We start from the raw sequence: 19073 nt of genomic DNA, 5'->3' as shown, positions 1-19073 counted from the left end.
CCTCCCTGCCCCTCCCCCACAAGGGGGGAGGGAACGGAGAGAGCGTGCGTCTAGGCGTGTGCTAAGGCCGCCGCGTCCAGCGCTCTGCATTGACGGCGCCCGGCGGGATCTCGCCTTTGACGATCGCTTCGACCTGCCGAACGGTTTCCAGCGACTGGTATTCGATCGCCTGCGGTGTCAGGCCGCCGACATGCGGCGTGGCGATGACGTTCGGCAGCTTTGCCAGCTCCGGTGTCGGCATCTGGTCGGGCGCGCGGCCGACATCCATCGCCGCACCCGCGATGCGATCCTCCAGCAGCGCCCGCGCTAGCGCCGCCTCGTCGACGAGATTGCCGCGCGACAGATTGATGAACACGGCATGCTTCTGCATGCGGGCCAGCGCCGCCTCGCCGATCAAGTTCTCGGTCTGCTCGTTGGCGACGGCGAGGCAGACGACATAGTCGGAGGCCGCGAGCAGCTCGCCGAGCGCGACCTGCCTGATCGCAGCATCGCTTACCGTCGCGAAGGGATCGGACACCAGCACCTCCATACGCAGCACCTTGGCCATCTCGGCAAGGTAGCGCCCGATGCTGCCATAGCCGATGATGCCGATCCGGCTGCCGGCGAGCTGGCGGCCCATCCGCGCCTCCGGCTTGCGGCCGGCCTGGTAGTCCGCGGTCGCGCGCGATACGCCGCGCGACAGATCGACCATGAAGCCGAGCGCGAGCTCGGCGACTGCCTGCACGAAGCCGGGGCCGGCGCGGGTCACCAGGACGCCGGCGTTCGAGGCCGCATCAACATCGACGTTGCGGATGTCGACGGCGCAGCGGACAAAGGCGCGCAAGCGCGGCAATCGCGAAAAGATCTCGCCGCGGCCTTCCGTCATGCGATCGGCGACGACGATGTCGGCCTCCCTGGCCGCGTCGACGAGGCTGGCTGCACCGAGGGGCTGATCGCCCTCGTGCAGGATCACCTCGGCGATCGCCCGCAGGCCGCTCAGGCTGCGATCGCCGTAGTAATTGCGGCGCATCTCCGGCGTGTGAGCCAACAGGACCTTCACGGCAAGACTCTCATGACAGGACCCCTTCAGTAGCCGAACGCGCGCGGCAGCGCGGTCGAGAGCGACGGCACGAACGCGATCACCAGCAGGCAGAGCAGCAGCAGGCCCAGATAGCCCATGATCGGCTTCACCGTCTGCTCGATCGGCACGTTGCCGATCAGGCAGGCGCCGTAGAGTCCGAGCCCGAGCGGCGGCGCGAACAAGCCGATTCCCATTGCGATGACCAGCACGACGCCGAAATGCAGGGGATCGACCCCGAGCTGCACGGCGACCGGCAACAGCAGCGGCCCGAAGATGATGAGCGCAGCCGCGCCTTCCAGCACCGATCCCATCACGATCAGCACGGCGATCGCGAGCAGGATGAACAGCCAGACGCCGCTGGTCTTGGACAACCCAAGCATGAAATCGCCGACCGCATGCGGCACCTGCTGCAAGGTCAGCGTGAAGGCGAGCGACTGCGCGGCGGCGACGATGAACAGAACGAGCCCCGCCCGCGTCGCCGCCTGGACAAAACTGTGCGCGGCCGTTTTGAAGCTGAGTTCGCGGAACACGAGCGCGCCGATGACGAGGGCGTAGGCGACGGCGAAGGCCGAGATTTCCGTCGCCGTGGCAAAGCCGCTCTTGAAGCCGAAGAAGATCATGAAGATCAGGCCGAACGAGGCAATCGCGCCGCTCCACAGGCCGGACACCGGAATCTGCGGCTCGATCTCCTCGACCGCGGCCGGACGCTTGCCGAAGATGATCGAGACGACGATCAGGACCAGCGCCATCAGCGCCGCCGGCAGCAGACCGGCGACGAACAGCCCGCCGATCGACAGATTGGCGACGAAGCCGAGGATGATCAGGTTGATGCAGGGCGGAATGGTCTCCGCCATCACGGCGGATGCCGCAAGCAGCGCCACCGCGCTGCCCGGATTTTGTCTGGAGCGGCGCGCCGCCGGGATCAGCACGGAGCCGACCGCAGCGACATCGGCCATCTTCGAGCCGGAGATGCCCGAGAACAGCACCATCGAGGCCACCATCACCACGTTCAGCCCGCCGCGCATGCGCCCCACGGCGCGCTGCAACAGCTCGATCAGGCGCACCGACATGCCGTTGGCTTCCATGAGGTAGCCGACGAGAATGAAGAACGGGATCGCCAGCAGCACGAAATTGTCGATGCCGCGCGCCATCTGCTGGGCGAAGATGACGCCGGGCAGCGCGCCCTCGACCCAGATGAAGATCAGTGCCGCCAGCGCCAGCGCAAAGCCGATCGGCAATCCGCCGAACAGCGTTGCGAAGAAGCCGATCAGCATCAGCGTGCCCGCCGACGGCACCGATGACGGCGACAGATAATCCCAGGCGAGGTAGAGGCCGCTCACCATGGCGACGGCAACAAGGCCCCTGACGATGTCGGGGAGCGGCCTTGCGCAGAGCTGATCGACGGCGAATACCGTCATGAACAGCGCGCCGAGGCCCATCGGGTAGAACGTCAGCTCCAGCGGCAGCCCCGATCCGGTGGTCTGACCCGCCGTCAGCGAGCCCAGCTTGATCGCGTGATAGGCGACATAGACCGAGATCAGCACCACCAGCAGCGCACTGGCCGCATCGACCAGCGCGCGCAGCCGCACCGGCGCCAGATCGCGGAAAAAGGTCACGCCGACATTCTCGCCGCGCGCGAGTGCGCTCGCCGCGCCGAAGAAAGCGGAGCCGACCATCAATCCGCGCGCGACATCGTCCGACCATTCGACCGGCGCGTTGAAGAGGAAGCGCAGCAGCACGGAGGCGCACACCACCACGAGGTCGGCGGCCAACAGGATGGCCGCGACCGCGTCGCTCAAGCGGAGCAGGAGGGTGACGCTTGCGTGACGACCGCCCGAGAGGGACACCGCGCCTTTCAACGTAATCCCAGGCTTGGCCATCTCAGGCCTGACCGTCTCAGGTTTGGCCATCTCAGGCTTGGGTCGCGCGGACGATGTCGATGACGGCCTTGGACTCCGGCCGCGCCTTGATGAAGTTCTCGGTCTGCGGCAACACACGTTTGCGGAAGGCCTCGCGGTCGCATTCCGCCACCGTCACGCCCTTCTCGGTCAACGCGGCCAGCGCTTCCTTCTCGACCGCAAGCCCGTGGGCGCGCGTGTCGGCCGCGGCCTTCTTCGCGGCATCGAGAAAGCCGTCGCGCAGCTTTGGATCCATGCGGTTGAAGGTCATGTCGCTGAAGTAGATCGCAAGCGGCGAGAAATTGTGCTGCGTCAGCGCATAGAATTTTGCCGTCTCGAAGAACTTGCTGGCCAGGATCGTCGGCGGATCGTGCTCCAGCCCATCGAGCACGCCGGCCTGCAACGCCGTGTAGATTTCGCCGAACGCCAGCGGCGTCGCGGCCGCGCCCATCAGACGCAGGCACTCCGTGATCACCGGATTGGGCAGCGTCCTGATCTTGAGACCGGCGAGATCCTCCGGCGTCTTCACGGGCTTCTTCGCCAGCACGCTGCGCGAGCCGAAATTATAGGCCCAGGCGATGATGCGAATATTGCCGCCCTTGAGCAGCGCGTCCTCGATCGACTTGGCGGCGCCGGCATCGAACGCCTTGGTCTGCTGCGGGAAGCTCGCGAAGAGGTAGCCGAGATCAAAGGTGCCGACCAGCGGCACCAGATTGGCCGAGATCGACGAGCCCGACACCATCAGGTCGATGACGCCGAGCTTGACCGAATTGATGACGTCGATTTCCTGGCCGAGTTGGTTGTCGGGAAAGAAGGCGACCTCGACCTGCTCACCGAGGCCGTTCGCCTTCAGATTCTTGACGAGATTGTCGTAGTAGACGCGCCCATTGGCATATTTCGGATCGTTCGGCAGCGAGGAGGAGCATTTCAGCTTCAACGTCGCGGCCTCGGCGCGGCCGATGATGGCGGGGGAGAGCACGAGGCCGGCGGCGAGCGCCGTCGACGATTTGATGAGCGTGCGACGGCTGACGGGCGCGATGATCATGGCGCGGTCTCTCCCAGACATTTTTTTTGCAGCCGCGATCGTTGTCGCGGCGTATTGGCGCGACTGTATGGCCAAAGCGACGGGGCAGGCAAGGGTTGCAGACTTCGTTGCGCAACGGGCCTGGCGGCTAGCGCATCGGCGGCGGCCGAACCGAAATGGCTATGTTTGTCGAGATTTCGGCGAGGCCGCGCAATGCCGCGGCGGCGGAAAGGCTGCTGCGCAAGACTGGCGCAGATCGATCCAATTCAGGTATGGATCAATGCCAAACGCATATTGATAGACAAGATGCGCCGGCGCTCCGCGCGGCGATACGCAACCGGAAAAGCAAGAGCAGCAGGATCGCTCTCCGCGATCCCGCAGCTCTTCGCGTTGGAACGGCTGGACTTCGGGATCAGCGCGAATGCGCGCCGCTCAATTGGCCCGTGGCCCGCTCGACGTCGCCCGACGGACGCAGTGCGTAGGCACCATCGCCAAGCAGCGCCTGCGCCACCAGCGCGATCGCCCAGACGGCGGGGAATTCCCAGCCACCCTTCGGGTTGGTGAAGAAGAAGCCGGCGGCGCCATGCACCGTGAATATGGCGCCCAGCAGGACCGGGATGCCGGCCAGCGCCGCGTAGCGGGTCCAGATGCCAAGGATCAAGGCGACGCCGCTCAGCACTTCCACGGTCATCACGACATAGGCGAGTTCGGGCGGGAAGCCGAGGCTGCCGAAGTATTTTGCGGTCCCGGCCGGGGTGAAGACGAACAGTTTCAGGCTGGCGTGGGCCAGGAAAAGCGCGCCCAGTGTCACGCGCAGCACCAGCGCGGCATAGGGAGCAGTACGGGAATCGATCATGGCGGTCTCCTTTGTCGGACCGAGCTATGATCTGTTCTCAATTGAATGATAATCCGCTATTCTGAAAATATACTTCACACCAATAGAGTGAAATAGATGCTCGATCGGCTGACCAGCCTGGAAGTCTTTGCCAAGGTGGCGGCGATCGGCAGCCTGTCCGGCGCGGCCAGGGCCCTGAGCCTGTCGCAGACCATGGTCACCAAGCATGTGGCCTCGTTGGAAAGTCGGCTCGGGATCAAGCTCTTCCACCGCACCACGCGGCGGCTGTCCATCACCGAGGCCGGACGCAGCTATCTCGAATCCTCCGAACGGATCCTTGCCGACATGGAAGCCGCCGACGCAGCAGTCGCGCGCGAGCGTATCGAGCCGCGCGGACTGCTGCGTGTCAACGTGCCCGTCGTATTCGGCACCCGGCAGATCGCTCCGCTCATCTCAGAGTTCTCGGAACGTCATCCCGAGGTCACGATCGAGCTCGGCCTCAACGACCGCCTGGTCGATCTCGCCGATGAAGGCTGGGATCTTGCGATCCGCATCGGCAAGCTGCGCGACTCCAGCATGGTGGCGCGGCGGCTGGCGCCGAACCGCATGGTCGTCTGCGCAGCGCCGTCTTACCTGGCGAAGCATGGCACGCCGCGTAGCGTGGCGGACCTCGCCGCCCATAATTGTCTCGGCTACACGCTCTCGCAGCAGGCGAGCGCGGCGGAATGGCTGTTCGGGGCGAACGGCGAGATCCGGGTCCAGGTCAAGGGCAATCTGCGCGCCAACAATGGCGATGCGCTGCGCGCCGCGACGTTGGGCGGCCTTGGCCTCGCGCGACAGCCAACCTTCATCATCGCCGATGATTTGCGCGCCGGCACACTCGTCGCGCTTGGGCTAGACCAGCCGGAGATCCAGACCTCGGCGGTGCATGCGGTCTACCTGCCCGACCGCCGGCCACCGGCCAAGGTGCGCGCCTTCATCGACTTTCTCGCAGGTTGCTTCGCGCCCGAACCGCCCTGGGACCGCGGACTGTCCTGACGCGGCACGGCTTATCGCTTCAACCCCGGGGATCCTGCCCCATTTTGCCGCAGCCCGGCGAGCGTGATCCAGTGCACAGACAGGGTCATGGCGGGCGATTAGAAAAGGTGACATCATCGCGCGCATTGCCGACGGAGGTAACACCATGCGCCGTCCAGCCCTTTGCAGTTTGTTTCTTGCGTCCGGCCTTCTTGCTCTCACACAACTCATGACACCGACCGAGGCCGCGGCCGAAGCACGGCTTGCGCTGGTGATCGGCCAATCCGCCTACCGCACGGTGCCGGAACTGCCCAACGCCGCCAACGACGCCAAGGGCATGGCGGAGCTGCTCGGCAACGCCGGCTTCACCGTGACCACCGCCCCCAATCTGGCGCAGAACGAAATGCGCGAGGCGATCTCGGATTTCGCCGGCAAGGTCAGCGCCAGCGGCGCCGACACCGTCGCGCTGGTGTTCTATGCCGGCCACGGCCTGCAGATCGACGGCGAGAACTATCTGGTGCCGGTCGATCTCGATCCCAAGCGCGAAGCCGACATTCCCTTGCAGGGCGTGCGACTGAACGACCTTCTCAACACGCTCGGCGCGCTGCCGACGCGGGCGCGCATTTTCATGCTCGATGCCTGCCGCAACAATCCGTTCCCGGCGCTCAGCGGCGCCGGCCACGGGCTTGCGATCGTCGACACCAAGGCCGGCGCGCCCGGCTCTTTCATTTCCTATTCGACCTCGCCAGGCTCCGAAGCCGAGGACGGCTCCGGCATCGACAGCCCCTACACCACCGCGGCGCTGAGTGTCGCCAAGCAGCCCAACCTGCCGATCGAGGAAGTGTTCAAGCGCATCCGAATCGCCGTGGCGCAATCGACCGACGGGCGGCAGATCCCCTGGGAGAGTTCGTCGCTGACCACCGATTTCAAGTTCTTCGGCGACAGCAGCGGCCAGCAACCTTCCGTCCCCGGCACAGGCTCGATGGCGCTTGCAAGCGTCACGCGCAGCGTCGAGGACTGGCGCAAGGATTTGCAGGGCAAGGATGCCAAGGCCGCCTATGATCTCGTGATCGCCGACGACACGGTGCCGGCGTATCAGGCCTATGTCGAGCTGTATGCGCAAGCGTCGTTCACGCCGCGCCTGCGCACGATCCTGGAGCGCCGGCGGCAGATGCTGGCGTGGGAGCGGGCCACCGCGATCAACACCCGCGCTTCGTTCGAGGCCTACCTTGCCAACTGGGACAACAGCGACTTAGCTGCAACCGCGCGCAGGCTGCTGCTCCGCGTGCAGAACCGCAATTACGCTTTGCCCGTTGCGGCCGCTGCGGCCCCAGCTCCGATCGCGGTAGCGCTGGCACCGACCTGCCCGTGCTCGACGCCCACGACACCGGCAACGCCGATCAACCCGACGGTCGCACCCATCATCAAGAAGCGCGTCGACGACACGCCGCCCAAGCGCAAGGTCGTCGAGACGCCGCCCAGGCGCCGGCCCGTGCCGCCGCCTGAGGAAGTGGTCTACGAGCGCGCGCCGCCGGATCGCGGCCCGCCGCCCGCCGCCGTGATGCAGGGCATCGGCATTGGTGTCGGAATTGGACTCGGCATGGGCATGGGCGGTGGCCGCGGTGGAGAGATGAACCACGGCGACCGCAGCAGGTACTGAGGCTGCCGCGAGGCGGAGGACAAATATGTCCTCCGTCATTGCGAGCGAAGCGAAGCAATCCAGAGTCTTTCCACTGAAAGATTCTGGATTGCTTCGTCGCACCAGCGCAAAATTGCTTCGCAATTTTGTCGCGGGCTCCTCGCAGTGACGACGGAAAGGCCGCAGAGAGCCAATCATCACCCGGACATCTCTGTTGATGGCCCAGGAGCTGCGCATTCCTGCCGCCTTCCATCCCGGAAATGCTGTAGTCTGATCGGCCGACGCAGGCTTTCCGGGGACTCCACATCGATGCCGCACGACGATCACGCCAAAGGGGCATGGCCGCTGTTCCAATCGCTGGCGTCCTACTCCCTGCCCGGCGACCTCCTGGCCGGACTGACGCTGGCAGCCATTGCCATCCCCGAGCAGATGGCGACCGCCCGGCTCGGCGGATTTGCGCCGCAGATCGGCTTCCTCGCGTTCATGGCGGGCTCGCTCGGCTTCGCGCTGCTCGGCGGCAACCGCTTCCTGTCCTGCGGCGCCGACTCCACGATCACGCCGATCTTCGCCGGAGGGCTTGCCGCGCTCGCCCTCTCCGGTTCGCCGGAATATCAGGGCCTAGCCATCGCGCTGGCGCTGATGGTGGGCGCCATGATGCTCGCCGGCGGCGCCTTCCGCCTCGGCGGCATCGCCAACCTCTTGTCGGTGCCGGTGATGGTCGGCTTCCTCGCCGGCATCTCGGTCCACATCATCGTATCGCAACTGCCGGGCGTGCTGGGGCTGGAGCAGCCAAGCGGGCCGACGCTCGACCGCATCGGCGTGCTCGCAAGCGAGCTCGGCCGGACTAACCCCTTCACGCTGTGCATCGGCTTCGCTGTGCTGGCGGTGGTCTTCGTCTCCGAGAAGGTGAGCGCAAAAATTCCGGGCGCGCTGATCGGGCTTGTCGCCGCGACGCTGGCCGTGATCGGGCTCGGCCTCGAGAGCAAGGGCGTCAACGTCGTAGGCAGCGTGCCGGGTACACTGCCGCGGCCGACTCTGCCTGACCTTGCGCCAGAGCAATGGGTGCGCCTGGTGCCGCTCGCCTTCGTGATCACCGTGGTCGTGATGGTGCAGACCGCGGCCACAACGCGGTCGTTCCCGTCCGATCCCGACCAGCCTGCCGATGTCGATCGCGATTTCCTCGGCGCCGGCGCCGGGAGCGTCTTGGCTGGCCTGTTCGGCGCGTTTCCGGTCAATGCCAGCCCGCCGCGGACGGGGATCGTCGCGGAGACTGGCGGGCAATCGCAGCTTTCGGGCCTCGCCGCCGCGGGAATCGTACTGGCGCTGCTCGCGTTCGCAACGGGGTTGCTGCGGCATGTGCCGGATGCCGCGCTTGGCGGCATTTTGCTGTTCGTGGCGCTGAAGATCATCCGCGTCAAGCAGATCGGCACGATCTATCGACAGTCCTTCAGCGAGTTCCTGCTCATCATCGCCACAGCCGCACTGATCATCGTGCTGCCGATCGAGCAGGGCGCGTTCCTCGGCATCGTGCTGTCGCTGCTGCACGGCATCTGGAGCACCACGCGCGGCAAGCTGGTCGAGTTCGAGCGCGTGCCGGGCACCACGATCTGGTGGCCGGCCCATCCGCACGTCGCCGGCGAGCGCATCGCCGGCGTCGCCGTGATCGGTCTCCAGGCGCCGCTGTCGTTCCTCAACGCGCCGGACTTCCGCAGCGACGTGACCAGGGTCCTCGGCGCCTCGGCCCCGCAGCTTCTCGTGCTGGAAGCGAGCGGCATGGTCGAGATCGACTTCACCGGCGCGCAGATCCTGCTTGAAATCTTCAAGGCGTGCAGTGAACAGGGCGTCACGGTGGCGCTGGCGCGGCTGGAATCGGTGCGCGCACAAGACGCGTTCGAACGCTTCAAGCTGTTCGATGCCTTGCCGAGGGAACACGTGTTTCGCAGCGTCGACGAAGCCGTGCGCAAGCTTGCGAAGGCGAATTAGGTTGGGCTGGGCCGCGGGCTCGGTGCACCTCGCCCGCTTGCGGGAGAGGTCGACACGCTCGCAAGAGCGTGGCGGGTGAGGGCTTTATCCATTCGCGACATATCGCTGGTGGAGACACCCTCTCCCCAACCCTCCCCCGCAAGCGGGGGAGGGAGCGCACCTTCAATGCGGCAACAGTCAGTCAGCCCTTTCTACGCCAGTGTCGGATAATCTCGCTGTACCGTTTCGCGGATCCAGCTGGCGTGGATCGCGCGAAACAGGATCTGCGCGGTCTTGAGATCATTCGCCTTCATGCAGAGGTCGACGATGCGACGGACCGCATCGTCGCGCATCAGTCCGTCCGATATCTTCATCGCGATTTCCATCGCGACCTTCGCCGCGCGTTCGTAGCGCTCGCTGTCGCGCTTGTTGTTGCGACCGGCGCCCGCCGCGCTCGCGATTGCAGCCTCACAAATCGCGCGGATGCGCTCGGCCGCCTCAATGTCGCCGATCGGCCACTGGATCGGCTCATCCCAGATGTGCCCCGGCTCTTGCCTTGCGAACCATTTCATCGCCCCGCCACCCGTGGTCTTCCACCGCATCGTCCAGCTTCAGCGACGCCCAGCATATTGAACCCGATCGAGGTGGGCGAGGCGGTTTCCGCCACGGCGGTGGATTGCTGCGTGTTCAAGACGTGCGCCGCGGCCCGATCGCCTCGAACTGCGCCTTCTGCTCGTCATTCAGCGTGGCGTAGAAATCCTCGAGCGCGGCGCGGACCGACTTGATCCCGTCCAGCATCACGTCGAGCCGCTTGCGGATCGCGGCCATACGCGCTGGCGGCGTCATCACGTCGCCGGGTTGGCACGCCGCCTTCAGCGATGCGTTGGCCCTGGCGCTGCTGTCCTGGAGCACCTGTAGTGCCGCACGCTGGGTATCGCTGGGACGAAGCCTGTCCTCGATCTCGGCGCCGGGCCAATCGAGCGCGACGGGTGCGCTGCAGTTCTGGACCGGCGATCCATTGGCATTGTTCGACGCCGCCGCACGACGCTGATCCTCGGCGAGCGCATTGAAGCGGGCCTTCTGCTCGTCGGTGAGCGAACCGTAAAACTTCTCGAGTGCGGGCTGGACGAGATCGACCGCCTGCTCCATCGCCTCGACGCGCTGCTGCATCGCCGCGAGGCGGCCGGGTGCCGTCGCAGCGACCTGCGCCGGACAGGATGTGCGGATCAGCTCCGCCGCCTGGATCGAAGCATTGCCGAGTTCGTCGAGGCTTGCGCCTTGCGCATCCGTCGGCTGCACCGCGGCTGCGATCTGGTCGATCGGCAGGCCGACGATTTCGCGACGGTCGCTGCCGCAGAGCTGATCGAGCGGAGCGCCTCGCGCGCGCCGTCGTCCTTGCGGACGCTGCGGCAGATAGGCCGACAGACCGTCATAGCCATAGGGACCGAAGATGCCGGCATAGATGTCCGGGTAGCCGTAGCCCCAGAAGCCGAGACCATCGCCCCAGACCGCGTAATCGTAGAGATCATTGTAGGCGAACGGCCAGAACAGCGGCCCGACCCAGCCGTAGCCGCCCCCCGCATGCTGCCACCATCCGCTGCTTGCGCCGTGCCAGCCGGCAAGCGCGACCGCGGCTGCGATCTGGGCTCGCGCCGCCGGATTGCTGATCAGCCGGCCGTTACGGAACGCGCTGGAATGCGCGTTGAGGGCATTGCGGAAATTCGCAGGACGGATGCCCGCATTGCGGATCTGACCGAAATTCGGGCCGCCATGTCGGGCTCCGGTTGCGAACCGCATCCCGCCATGATGCCCGCCGCCATGCGCGTGCGCAAAACCGTGACCGCCAAAATGGCCGCCGCCGAAATGCCCACCGCCATGACCGCCTCTGGGCCCACCGCCGGCGTGCCCACCGCCACCATGACCGCCGCCGCCGTGTCCACCGCCGCCGTGTCCGCCCTTTGCCAGGGCCGCGCCTGCCAGCATGCAGGCGAGGACCATCGCAGCAATTCCAATGACCGGTCGCAACATCGCACCCTCCCGCAGAGCCGCACCATTGAGGCATCGGAACTTGGCGGGAATTGGAACCGGCTGGCCTGCCGAAAGTTCCGCTGCCTACCGCTAAACCTGTGGCACGATCTTGCCGGGATTGAAAATATTCTGTGGATCGAGTGCCTTTTTCAGCGCCCGCATCGCATCCAGCGCCTCGGGGCCGAGTTCGGCCTCGAGGTATTTCTGCTTGCCCTGGCCGATGCCGTGCTCGCCGGTGCAGGTGCCGTCCATGGCCTGCGCGCGCTCGACCAGGCGATGCATGAACTCCTCGCCGCGGGCCATCTCGTCGGCGTCATTGGTGTCGCAGACCAGCGAGCAGTGGAAATTGCCGTCGCCGACATGGCCGACGATTGGCGACAACAGATTGAGCCGCTTCAGGTCCTCCTCGGTCTCGCCGACGCACTCGGCAAGGCGCGAGATCGGCACGCAGACGTCGGTCGCGACCACGCCGATGCTGTCGCCGGGCCGCAGCGCCTTGACCGACCAGTAAGCATCGTGCCGCGCCTGCCACAGTTTGGTGCGATCCTCCGGTCTGGTGGTCCAGGAGAAATCGCCGCCGCCGCACTCCTTGGCGATCTCGCCGAACGCCTTGGACTGTTCGGCGACCTCGATCTCGCTGCCGTGGAATTCGATCAGCAGCAGCGGCGTCTCCGGCAGCGTCAGCTTCGAATAGGCGTTGCAGGCCGTCACCTGCGCGGCATTGAGCAACTCGATGCGCGCTACGGGAATGCCGGTCTGGATCGCCAGGATCACCGCCTGACACGCGCCATGCACCGTCTCGAACGATACGGCACCGGCCGCGATGGTCTCGGGGATGCCGCGCAGGCGAATGGTCAATTCCGAGATGATGCCGAGCGTGCCTTCGGCGCCGACGAACAGATGCGTCAGGTCGTAACCGGCCGAGGACTTTTTCGCGCGCGTGCCGGTCGTGATGATCTCGCCGTCGCCGCGCACGACTTTCAGCGCCAGCACGCTTTCGCGCATCGTACCGTACCGCACCGCGTTGGTGCCGGAGGCGCGGGTCGAGGCCATGCCGCCGAGCGAGGCGTCCGCGCCGGGATCGATCGGGAAGAACAGGCCCTGGTCGCGCAGGTGCTCGTTCAGCGCCTTGCGGGTGACGCCGGGCTGGATCACGCAGTCGAGATCCTCGGCATGCACCGCGAGCACCTTGTTCATGTCGCGCAGGTCGATCGAGATGCCGCCCGCAGGCGCATTGACCTGGCCCTCGAGCGAGGTGCCGGTGCCGAAGGCGATGACGGGCACGCCGTTTTTGGCGCAGATCCGCACCACGTCCTGGATGTCGGCGGCATCCTGCGCCATCACCACGCCGTCCGGCGGCTGGTTGGGAATCCATGTCGTGGTATGGCCGTGCTGCTCGCGCACGGCCTGCGAGGTGATGAGGCGGTTGCCGAACCGTGCGGCAAGCTGCTCCAGCGCGCTTGCGAGGGCTTTCGGCTCCGGCCGCGGCGGATTATTGGTGATGGTCGTACCCACGGACATTCCTCCCGACAGAAGAACCGTGGCAAAGGACATCTAACCGGTCAAGTCAAGCGACCGGACGCATAGCAGGATGGAAACATGCCGGAGAACGCCGCTGCCGAGCCATTCCGCTCGGCAATCATGCAGATCGAGCCGCAATGGATCGACTATAACGGCCATCTCAACATGGCCTACTACAACGTGATGTTCGACCGGGCGATCGACCAGCTCTGGCTCGAGCTCGGGATCGGGCCCACTTACATGAAGGAGCGCCACGGCTCGACCTTCACCGCCGAATGCCACGTGCGTTACTTGCGCGAAATCCATTTCGGCGATCCCGTGCAGATTTCGGTTTGGCTGCTGAACGCCGACGACAAGCGGCTGCACACCTTCGAGGAGCTGCGGCACGCCGCCGAAGGCTGGCTGTCCGCCACATCGGAAAACATGTCGCTTCACATGGATATGAATGCGCGACGGGTGGCGCCGTTTCCGCCCGACATCCAGCAGCGCATCGCGGCGGTGACCAGAGCTCACGGTGCCGTTCCGCGGCCCGCGGGCATCGGCCGAAACATCGCGATGCCCTCGAAGCGGTGAGTTCAGGACGATCGCGTATGGCATCTTTGCGGCCGCCCGAGCGCGCGCCTCGTCCTTCGAGACGACCGCTCCACGGTCTCCTCAGGATGAGGCTGAGCGGCATCGGCGCCCGTTGAAACGGCTACCGCGCGCTCCGCCCTCATCCTGAGGAGCCCGCCCAAAGCGGGCGTCTCGAAGGATGCAGGCCAAGGCCGGCCTCATGGTTCGAGACGCGCTTCGCGCTCCTCACCATGAGGGCTTGTGTCGCTAGACCCTGGTGCGGCCGCGGGCGAGGCCGACCACGGCCGAGACCAGGAACAGCACGACCGCGATGAAGAAGATGATCTTTGCGATCTCGACCGAGGCGCCGGCGATGCCGCCAAAGCCCAAGATACCGGCGATCAGTGCGATAATCAGAAACGTCACAACCCAGCCAAGCATGGTCAGATCCTCTGTCTCGATGTCTCTCTGCGATCGACGCGCCTGACGACCACGCCTCGCTTACACAGACAATCTCGACCTCGAAACGATGGTTCCGGCCGGCGACAGGTGGAAATTCGCGGCCTCCGCAGGAACAATTCGACGTTCCGCGCACGTGGAAAACCCCTCGCCGCCGCCCCATATAGGCGGTAATCCCTGTTATGAAGGCTCCCTTCCACCACCCCGCGGTGCCATCGTGGGGCCAATGATTCGCATGACCGAGCCGAGCAAGATCACCGCCCAGAGCATCCCCGACCACCAGCCCGCGGCCGGTGGCATCGCCGCGCGTGCGCGCGCCTCGGTGGGGCCGAAATATCTGTCCGGGCTCAATCCCGAGCAACGTGAGGCGGTGGAGACACTGGATGGCCCTGTCCTAGTCTTGGCCGGCGCCGGCACCGGCAAGACCCGGGTGCTCACCACGCGCATCGCCCACATCCTGAGCCAGGGCCGCGCCCGTCCAAGCGAGATCCTGTCGGTGACCTTCACCAACAAGGCCGCCCGCGAAATGAAGCACCGGCTCGGCCTGATGCTCGGCCACGCCGTGGAGGGCATGCCGTGGCTCGGCACCTTCCACTCCATCGGCGGCCGCATCCTGCGCACCCATGCCGAGCTGGCGCAGCTCAAGTCGAACTTCACCGTGCTCGACGTCGACGACCAGGTCCGGCTGCTCAAGCAGCTCCTTCAGGCCGAGAACATCGACGACAAGCGCTGGCCGGCGCGGATGCTGGCCGGCCTGATCGATGGCTGGAAGAACCGCGGCCTGATGCCGTCGCAGGTGCCTCCCGGCGAAGCCGCGGTGTTCGGCAACGGCAAGGGCGGCAAGCTCTATGCGAGCTACCAGGAGCGGCTGAAGATTTTGAACGCGGCCGATTTCGGCGACCTGCTGCTCGAAGACATCCGCATCTTCCGCGAGCACCCGGACATCCTGCGGCAGTATCAGCAGCGCTTCAAATACATCCTGGTCGACGAATATCAGGACACCAACGTCGCGCAATATCTGTGGCTGCGGCTGCTGTCGCAGGCGCCTTCTTCCAACCCGTCATTGCCGGGCTTGACCCGGCAATCCATCGATTCTTCACAAGATGGATCACCGGGTCTCGACGCTTCGCGCCGGCCCGGTGATGACGAGAGGAATGATGCGACGCCTATTCCCGCGAGCGACAAGACTCCCACCAAAAACATCTGCTGCGTCGGCGACGACGACCAGTCGATCTATGGCTGGCGCGGTGCCGAGGTCGACAACATCCTGCGCTTCGACCACGACTTTCCCGGCGCCAAGGTCATTCGCCTGGAGCGCAACTACCGCTCGACCGGCCATATTCTCGCCGCCGCCTCGCACCTGATCGCGCACAACGAAGGCCGGCTCGGCAAGACACTGCGCACCGAGGACCAGGACGGCGAGAAGGTCACGGTCACCGGCTCGTGGGACTCCGAAGAAGAAGCCCGCGGCATTGGCGAGGAGATCGAGCAGCTCCAGCGCCAGGGCGAGAAGCTCAACGAGATCGCGATCCTGGTGCGCGCCTCCTACCAGATGCGCGAGTTCGAAGACCGTTTCGTCACGCTCGGCCTGCCCTATCGCGTCATCGGCGGTCCGCGCTTCTATGAGCGTGCCGAAATCCGCGATGCGCTCGCTTATCTGCGCGTCATCAACTCGCCCGCCGACGATCTCGCCTTCGAGCGCATCGTCAACGTGCCCAAGCGCGGCCTCGGCGATGCCACCGTGCAGATGCTGCACGACCACGCCCGCAAGCGCCGCATTCCCTTGTTCGAGGCTGCGCGTGCCGTGGTCGAGACCGACGAGTTGAAGCCGAAGGCGCGCGGATCCCTGCGCGATGTCGTCGCCCAGTTCGACCGCTGGCGCGCCCAGCGCGAGATCACCGCGCACACTGATCTGGCCCAGATCGTGCTCGACGAGAGCGGCTATACCGAGATGTGGCAGAAGGACCGCTCGGCGGATGCCGCGGGCCGGCTGGAGAACCTGAAAGAGCTCGTGCGTTCGATGGAGGAGTTCGAGAACCTACAAGGCTTCCTCGAGCACATCTCCCTGGTGATGGATCGCGACAGCGGCGCCGACGAGGATGCGGTGTCGCTGATGACGCTGCATTCGGCCAAGGGGCTCGAATTCGACAACGTGTTCCTGCCGGGCTGGGAGGAAGGCCTGTTCCCAAGCCAGCGCACGCTGGACGAACAGGGCCGCGCCGGCCTCGAGGAAGAACGCCGGCTCGGCCATGTCGGCCTGACCCGCGCCCGCCGCCGGGCAAAGATCTATTTTGCGACCAACCGGCGCATCCATGGCACCTGGTCGACCACGATCCCGTCGCGCTTCCTCGACGAATTGCCGGCGGCCAATGTCGAGATCACGGAGTCCAAGGGCGGCTCGGCCTGGGGCGGCACCGGCGGCTACGGCGCCTCGCGCTTCGACGATATGGAGGCGTTCGGCTCCAGCTATACGACCCCGGGCTGGCAGCGCGCCCAGGCCAATCGCTCCCAAGCCAACCGCAACCGGGGCCAGGCGACGGGACAAGGCCGCGATGGCGGCGGCTTCGAGGAAGCGGCCTCGTCGTTTTCGTCCGCTTCGTCCTCGCCCGATTTCGGCAGCTTCTCCTCGCGCCGCCGCGGCCCGATGACCATCGAGGGCGAGCTGGTCGCCAAATCCACCGGCACGACCTCGGAATTCTCGCTCGCCGACCGCGTCTTCCACCAGAAATTCGGCTACGGCCGCGTCACCAAGGTCGACGGCAACAAGCTCACCATCGCCTTCGACAAGGCGGGGGAAAAGAAGGTCGTCGACAGCTTCGTGCAGCGGGCGTGAGCGGATTGCTGCGCGTTCACTAACGTCCGTGCCATCTATAAAGGGGCGGGCTGGAAGCCCGACTGAGGTCGTCATGGCTCACTACGTCGCCATCATTGAGGATGCCGGACCGGACCATGCCGTGGGGGTATGGTTTCCCGACCTGCCCGGCTGCATTTCCGGCGGCGACGACATCGACGAGGCGTTGCGGCCCGAGGCTCTCGAGCTCTATGCGCAGGATTTGGTCGAGGACGGCCGTCCGCTTCCCCAGCCGAGGACACTGACCGAACTCAAGGCCGACCCGGACGTCGCCGACGACCTCAGGAACTACATGGTCGCCCTGATCGAATTACCGGCCCGCGCGCACGCCGCGGAGTGATGACCGTTCGCCGCACCAAGCGGGCTGTCGACAGTTCTCGCCCGAACGCCCTTGACCACCGCGAACTTCCCCGTATCAGATGCGCCCCATGGTCCGGGGCTCCATTACATTGATCGTGCTGGCATTGGGTATGCCGTCGCTTGCGGCGGCGGAGACCATGAGCTTTGGCGATTCGATCGGGCTGCTGGCCAAGAGTTGCGGTGCGGAAATCGTCGCCAATTGCCGCGGCGTCAATCCGGACTCGACCCGCCTCAAGGAGTGCCTGTCCCGCAACCGCGACGTGCTCTCCCAGCAGTGCCAGAGCGACTATCTCGGCGCCTTCGACGCCATCCAGAAGCGCGTCGCCGCCCGCGTCACCGTGGCGAACGCCTGCCAGCGCGAGATCGTCAAGGTCTGTAACGGCTCGACCAAGGAGACCAGCAAGGCGGTCCCCTGCCTGGTCTCGACGCCCAAGGGCATCAGCAACAACTGCCTGAAGGCCGTCGACGACGCGGGATATCGATGATGCGCGCAACCGGGCTTGCCACCGCCGGAATTGGCCTCGTGCTCGGCCTCGCCCTGCTCGCGGGAGCGGCCAGCGCGCAGCCGGCGCCGCCGACCCGCGACGACATCGTCGGCAAGCTCAATCATTTCGAACAGGCCGCCGAAATCGACATCCCCGCGCTGAAGCTGCAGGTGATGGAGCGGGCCAAGGCCAGGATCAAGAACGATCCGGGGCCGGTGAACCGGCCCCCGATCGCGCCGGACCTTGCCAATCTGCCGGCCTTCACCGCGCAGATCCAGTTCGACGCCGATACGCCGATCGTCCAGCCGGCGTCCTACCAAACCGTCGGCCGCCTTGCGGACGCGCTGGTTCATGCTTCGCTGCTGCCTTACACGTTCCTGATCGTCGGCCGCGTCGAATCCAATACGAAGACGCGGGAGGCCAATGCGATCCTGAGCCAGCGCAGGGCGGACGCGATCCGCGACGTGCTGGTCAACACGTTCAAGATCTCGACCAAGCGGCTGCATCCAATCGGTCTCGGCGAGGAGCAGTTTCTCGACCGCGCACGGCCGACCTCGGCCGTCAATGCACAGCTCCAGATCCTGACCTTTGCCAAGCTGCCGGAGGAGGAGCCTGCGCGGCCGGCCGCCGCTCCTGCGCCTGCGACGAAAAAGCCCGCCAAGAAGCACTGAGCGCACGCACTCAGGCGGCGGGAACCCTTTGAAGTCCTGATCATTTTGCGGCCTGTCCCATGGCGCAACACCGCGGCCTTGCGCGACAAAAGCGCCGGTTTGTGCACCGCCCGGTCAGATGCTATAGGCTTTTTTCGTCCTTCCCCGACCCCATGCTGCACGAGACCAAGATGGGTGGCTTTTTTCAACGCCAACTTGCCGTTTATGTCGAGTACCATCGCGATCCCCGGAATACGGCGATGCATGTGGTCGGCATCCTCCTGCTGTTCACAGGCGCCGTGCTGCCGCTGACGCTGGTGAAGGTGCCGCTGTTCGGACTCGAGCTCAGCCTGGCGGTGATCCTGGCCTTGCCGGTTCTGATCTATTGGCTGCTGCTCGACGTCGCGCTCGGGATCGGCATTCTCGCCGTCTCCGTCGTGCTATTTTCGATCGCAACGACCATTGCGGCGCAAGTCAGCACCGCGACGTTGTGGGCGATTTTCGCCGCCCTGGTCGTGCTCGGCCTCGCCGCGCAGGCCATTGGCCACAAAGTCTTTGAGGGGCGCGAAGCCTCGTTGTTCACCTTTCCGTCGCATCTTTTGCTTGGACCGATGTTCGTGATGGCGAAATTATTCATTGCGCTGGGTTTTCGTCGCGACCTTGCCGCGATTCTGGCGCCTCTTCCGACCAATCCTCTTTCGACTCGATAACTTCCAGAGCGGAACAGCAAAC

17 protein-coding genes are annotated in these 19073 nt (G+C 65.6%); 9 read left to right on the top strand and 8 right to left on the bottom strand.

Features of this window, described 5'->3' with window-relative positions; all coding sequences use genetic code 11:
• Positions 1 to 61: 61 nt before the first annotated feature.
• From GWG65_RS37510 to GWG65_RS37495, 4 genes are all read right to left on the bottom strand, one after another.
• A complete protein-coding gene (locus tag GWG65_RS37510) occupies positions 62 to 1039 on the bottom strand; it encodes an NAD(P)-dependent oxidoreductase (RefSeq protein WP_275200421.1) in 978 nt (325 codons plus the stop codon).
• A gap of 26 nt (positions 1040 to 1065) precedes the next feature.
• A complete protein-coding gene (locus GWG65_RS37505; RefSeq protein WP_275200424.1) occupies positions 1066 to 2940 on the bottom strand; it encodes a TRAP transporter large permease subunit in 1875 nt (624 codons plus the stop codon).
• A 31-nt stretch (positions 2941 to 2971) separates the two neighbouring features.
• Positions 2972 to 4003, bottom strand: coding sequence for a TRAP transporter substrate-binding protein (locus tag GWG65_RS37500; RefSeq protein WP_275200420.1), 1032 nt, complete (start codon positions 4001 to 4003; stop codon positions 2972 to 2974).
• Between the two features lie 391 nt (positions 4004 to 4394).
• Entirely contained in the window at positions 4395 to 4838 is a 444-nt protein-coding gene (locus tag GWG65_RS37495; RefSeq protein WP_275200419.1) for a DoxX family protein, read from the bottom strand.
• 96 nt (positions 4839 to 4934) lie between these two features.
• On the opposite strand from GWG65_RS37495, the gene GWG65_RS37490 reads away from it, so the two are divergent.
• From GWG65_RS37490 to GWG65_RS37480, 3 genes are all read left to right on the top strand, one after another.
• Positions 4935 to 5855 (top strand): LysR family transcriptional regulator, encoded by a 921-nt coding sequence (locus tag GWG65_RS37490; protein ID WP_275200418.1) that lies wholly within the window; start codon positions 4935 to 4937, stop codon positions 5853 to 5855.
• Positions 5856 to 6000: 145 nt separating this feature from the next.
• Positions 6001 to 7494 (top strand): caspase family protein, encoded by a 1494-nt coding sequence (locus tag GWG65_RS37485; protein ID WP_275200417.1) that lies wholly within the window; start codon positions 6001 to 6003, stop codon positions 7492 to 7494.
• Positions 7495 to 7782: 288 nt separating this feature from the next.
• Complete coding sequence (locus GWG65_RS37480; protein WP_275200416.1) at positions 7783 to 9456, top strand: SulP family inorganic anion transporter; 1674 nt, start codon at positions 7783 to 7785, stop codon at positions 9454 to 9456.
• Positions 9457 to 9647: 191 nt separating this feature from the next.
• Here the strand turns inward: GWG65_RS37480 and GWG65_RS37475 are convergent, their stop codons facing one another.
• The 3 genes from GWG65_RS37475 to GWG65_RS37465 all read right to left on the bottom strand — a co-directional run bounded on the left by GWG65_RS37475 (position 9648) and on the right by GWG65_RS37465 (position 12978).
• A complete protein-coding gene (locus GWG65_RS37475) occupies positions 9648 to 10007 on the bottom strand; it encodes a hypothetical protein (RefSeq protein ID WP_275200423.1) in 360 nt (119 codons plus the stop codon).
• A 115-nt stretch (positions 10008 to 10122) separates the two neighbouring features.
• Complete coding sequence (locus GWG65_RS37470; protein WP_275200414.1) at positions 10123 to 11463, bottom strand: Spy/CpxP family protein refolding chaperone; 1341 nt, start codon at positions 11461 to 11463, stop codon at positions 10123 to 10125.
• Positions 11464 to 11553: 90 nt separating this feature from the next.
• Positions 11554 to 12978 (bottom strand): FAD-linked oxidase C-terminal domain-containing protein, encoded by a 1425-nt coding sequence (locus GWG65_RS37465; protein ID WP_275200413.1) that lies wholly within the window; start codon positions 12976 to 12978, stop codon positions 11554 to 11556.
• Positions 12979 to 13062: 84 nt separating this feature from the next.
• Between GWG65_RS37465 and GWG65_RS37460 the strand changes: the two genes are divergently transcribed.
• On the top strand, positions 13063 to 13557 hold the full coding sequence (locus GWG65_RS37460) for a thioesterase family protein (RefSeq protein WP_275200412.1): 495 nt from the start codon (positions 13063 to 13065) through the stop codon (positions 13555 to 13557).
• A 246-nt stretch (positions 13558 to 13803) separates the two neighbouring features.
• Here GWG65_RS37460 and GWG65_RS37455 read toward each other — a convergent pair whose 3' ends face one another.
• Positions 13804 to 13977: a DUF1328 domain-containing protein gene (locus GWG65_RS37455; protein WP_148740584.1), complete on the bottom strand. Its 174-nt coding sequence runs from the start codon at positions 13975 to 13977 to the stop codon at positions 13804 to 13806.
• Between the two features lie 244 nt (positions 13978 to 14221).
• Here GWG65_RS37455 and GWG65_RS37450 point away from each other — a divergent pair, with 244 nt between their 5' ends.
• From GWG65_RS37450 to GWG65_RS37430, 5 genes are all read left to right on the top strand, one after another.
• Positions 14222 to 16828 (top strand): UvrD-helicase domain-containing protein, encoded by a 2607-nt coding sequence (locus GWG65_RS37450; RefSeq protein ID WP_275200411.1) that lies wholly within the window; start codon positions 14222 to 14224, stop codon positions 16826 to 16828.
• A gap of 73 nt (positions 16829 to 16901) precedes the next feature.
• Entirely contained in the window at positions 16902 to 17186 is a 285-nt protein-coding gene (locus GWG65_RS37445) for a type II toxin-antitoxin system HicB family antitoxin (protein ID WP_275200410.1), read from the top strand.
• An 88-nt stretch (positions 17187 to 17274) separates the two neighbouring features.
• Positions 17275 to 17691, top strand: coding sequence for a hypothetical protein (locus GWG65_RS37440; RefSeq protein WP_275200409.1), 417 nt, complete (start codon positions 17275 to 17277; stop codon positions 17689 to 17691).
• On the top strand, positions 17691 to 18362 hold the full coding sequence (locus GWG65_RS37435) for an OmpA family protein (protein WP_275200422.1): 672 nt from the start codon (positions 17691 to 17693) through the stop codon (positions 18360 to 18362). Before GWG65_RS37440 ends, GWG65_RS37435 begins: the two co-directional genes overlap by 1 nt.
• A 152-nt stretch (positions 18363 to 18514) precedes the next feature.
• Positions 18515 to 19051 (top strand): Mpo1-like protein, encoded by a 537-nt coding sequence (locus tag GWG65_RS37430; protein WP_342760705.1) that lies wholly within the window; start codon positions 18515 to 18517, stop codon positions 19049 to 19051.
• Positions 19052 to 19073 lie beyond the last annotated feature (22 nt).

The organism is Bradyrhizobium sp. CSA207 (genome assembly GCF_029051685.1).
In the GTDB taxonomy this organism is placed as follows: domain Bacteria; phylum Pseudomonadota; class Alphaproteobacteria; order Rhizobiales; family Xanthobacteraceae; genus Bradyrhizobium.
This window is presented reverse-complemented; position numbering and strand designations above follow the sequence as displayed.

Coding starts and splice junctions, on each gene's coding strand:
- GWG65_RS37505 (WP_275200424.1), bottom strand. CDS start 2,940: ATGGCCAAGCCTGGGATTACGTTGAAAGGCGCGGTGTCCCTCTCGGGC.
- GWG65_RS37500 (WP_275200420.1), bottom strand. CDS start 4,003: ATGATCATCGCGCCCGTCAGCCGTCGCACGCTCATCAAATCGTCGACG.
- GWG65_RS37495 (WP_275200419.1), bottom strand. CDS start 4,838: ATGATCGATTCCCGTACTGCTCCCTATGCCGCGCTGGTGCTGCGCGTG.
- GWG65_RS37490 (WP_275200418.1), top strand. CDS start 4,935: ATGCTCGATCGGCTGACCAGCCTGGAAGTCTTTGCCAAGGTGGCGGCG.
- GWG65_RS37485 (WP_275200417.1), top strand. CDS start 6,001: ATGCGCCGTCCAGCCCTTTGCAGTTTGTTTCTTGCGTCCGGCCTTCTT.
- GWG65_RS37480 (WP_275200416.1), top strand. CDS start 7,783: ATGCCGCACGACGATCACGCCAAAGGGGCATGGCCGCTGTTCCAATCG.
- GWG65_RS37475 (WP_275200423.1), bottom strand. CDS start 10,007: ATGAAATGGTTCGCAAGGCAAGAGCCGGGGCACATCTGGGATGAGCCG.
- GWG65_RS37470 (WP_275200414.1), bottom strand. CDS start 11,463: ATGTTGCGACCGGTCATTGGAATTGCTGCGATGGTCCTCGCCTGCATG.
- GWG65_RS37460 (WP_275200412.1), top strand. CDS start 13,063: ATGCCGGAGAACGCCGCTGCCGAGCCATTCCGCTCGGCAATCATGCAG.
- GWG65_RS37455 (WP_148740584.1), bottom strand. CDS start 13,977: ATGCTTGGCTGGGTTGTGACGTTTCTGATTATCGCACTGATCGCCGGT.
- GWG65_RS37450 (WP_275200411.1), top strand. CDS start 14,222: ATGATTCGCATGACCGAGCCGAGCAAGATCACCGCCCAGAGCATCCCC.
- GWG65_RS37445 (WP_275200410.1), top strand. CDS start 16,902: ATGGCTCACTACGTCGCCATCATTGAGGATGCCGGACCGGACCATGCC.
- GWG65_RS37440 (WP_275200409.1), top strand. CDS start 17,275: ATGGTCCGGGGCTCCATTACATTGATCGTGCTGGCATTGGGTATGCCG.
- GWG65_RS37435 (WP_275200422.1), top strand. CDS start 17,691: ATGCGCGCAACCGGGCTTGCCACCGCCGGAATTGGCCTCGTGCTCGGC.
- GWG65_RS37430 (WP_342760705.1), top strand. CDS start 18,515: ATGCTGCACGAGACCAAGATGGGTGGCTTTTTTCAACGCCAACTTGCC.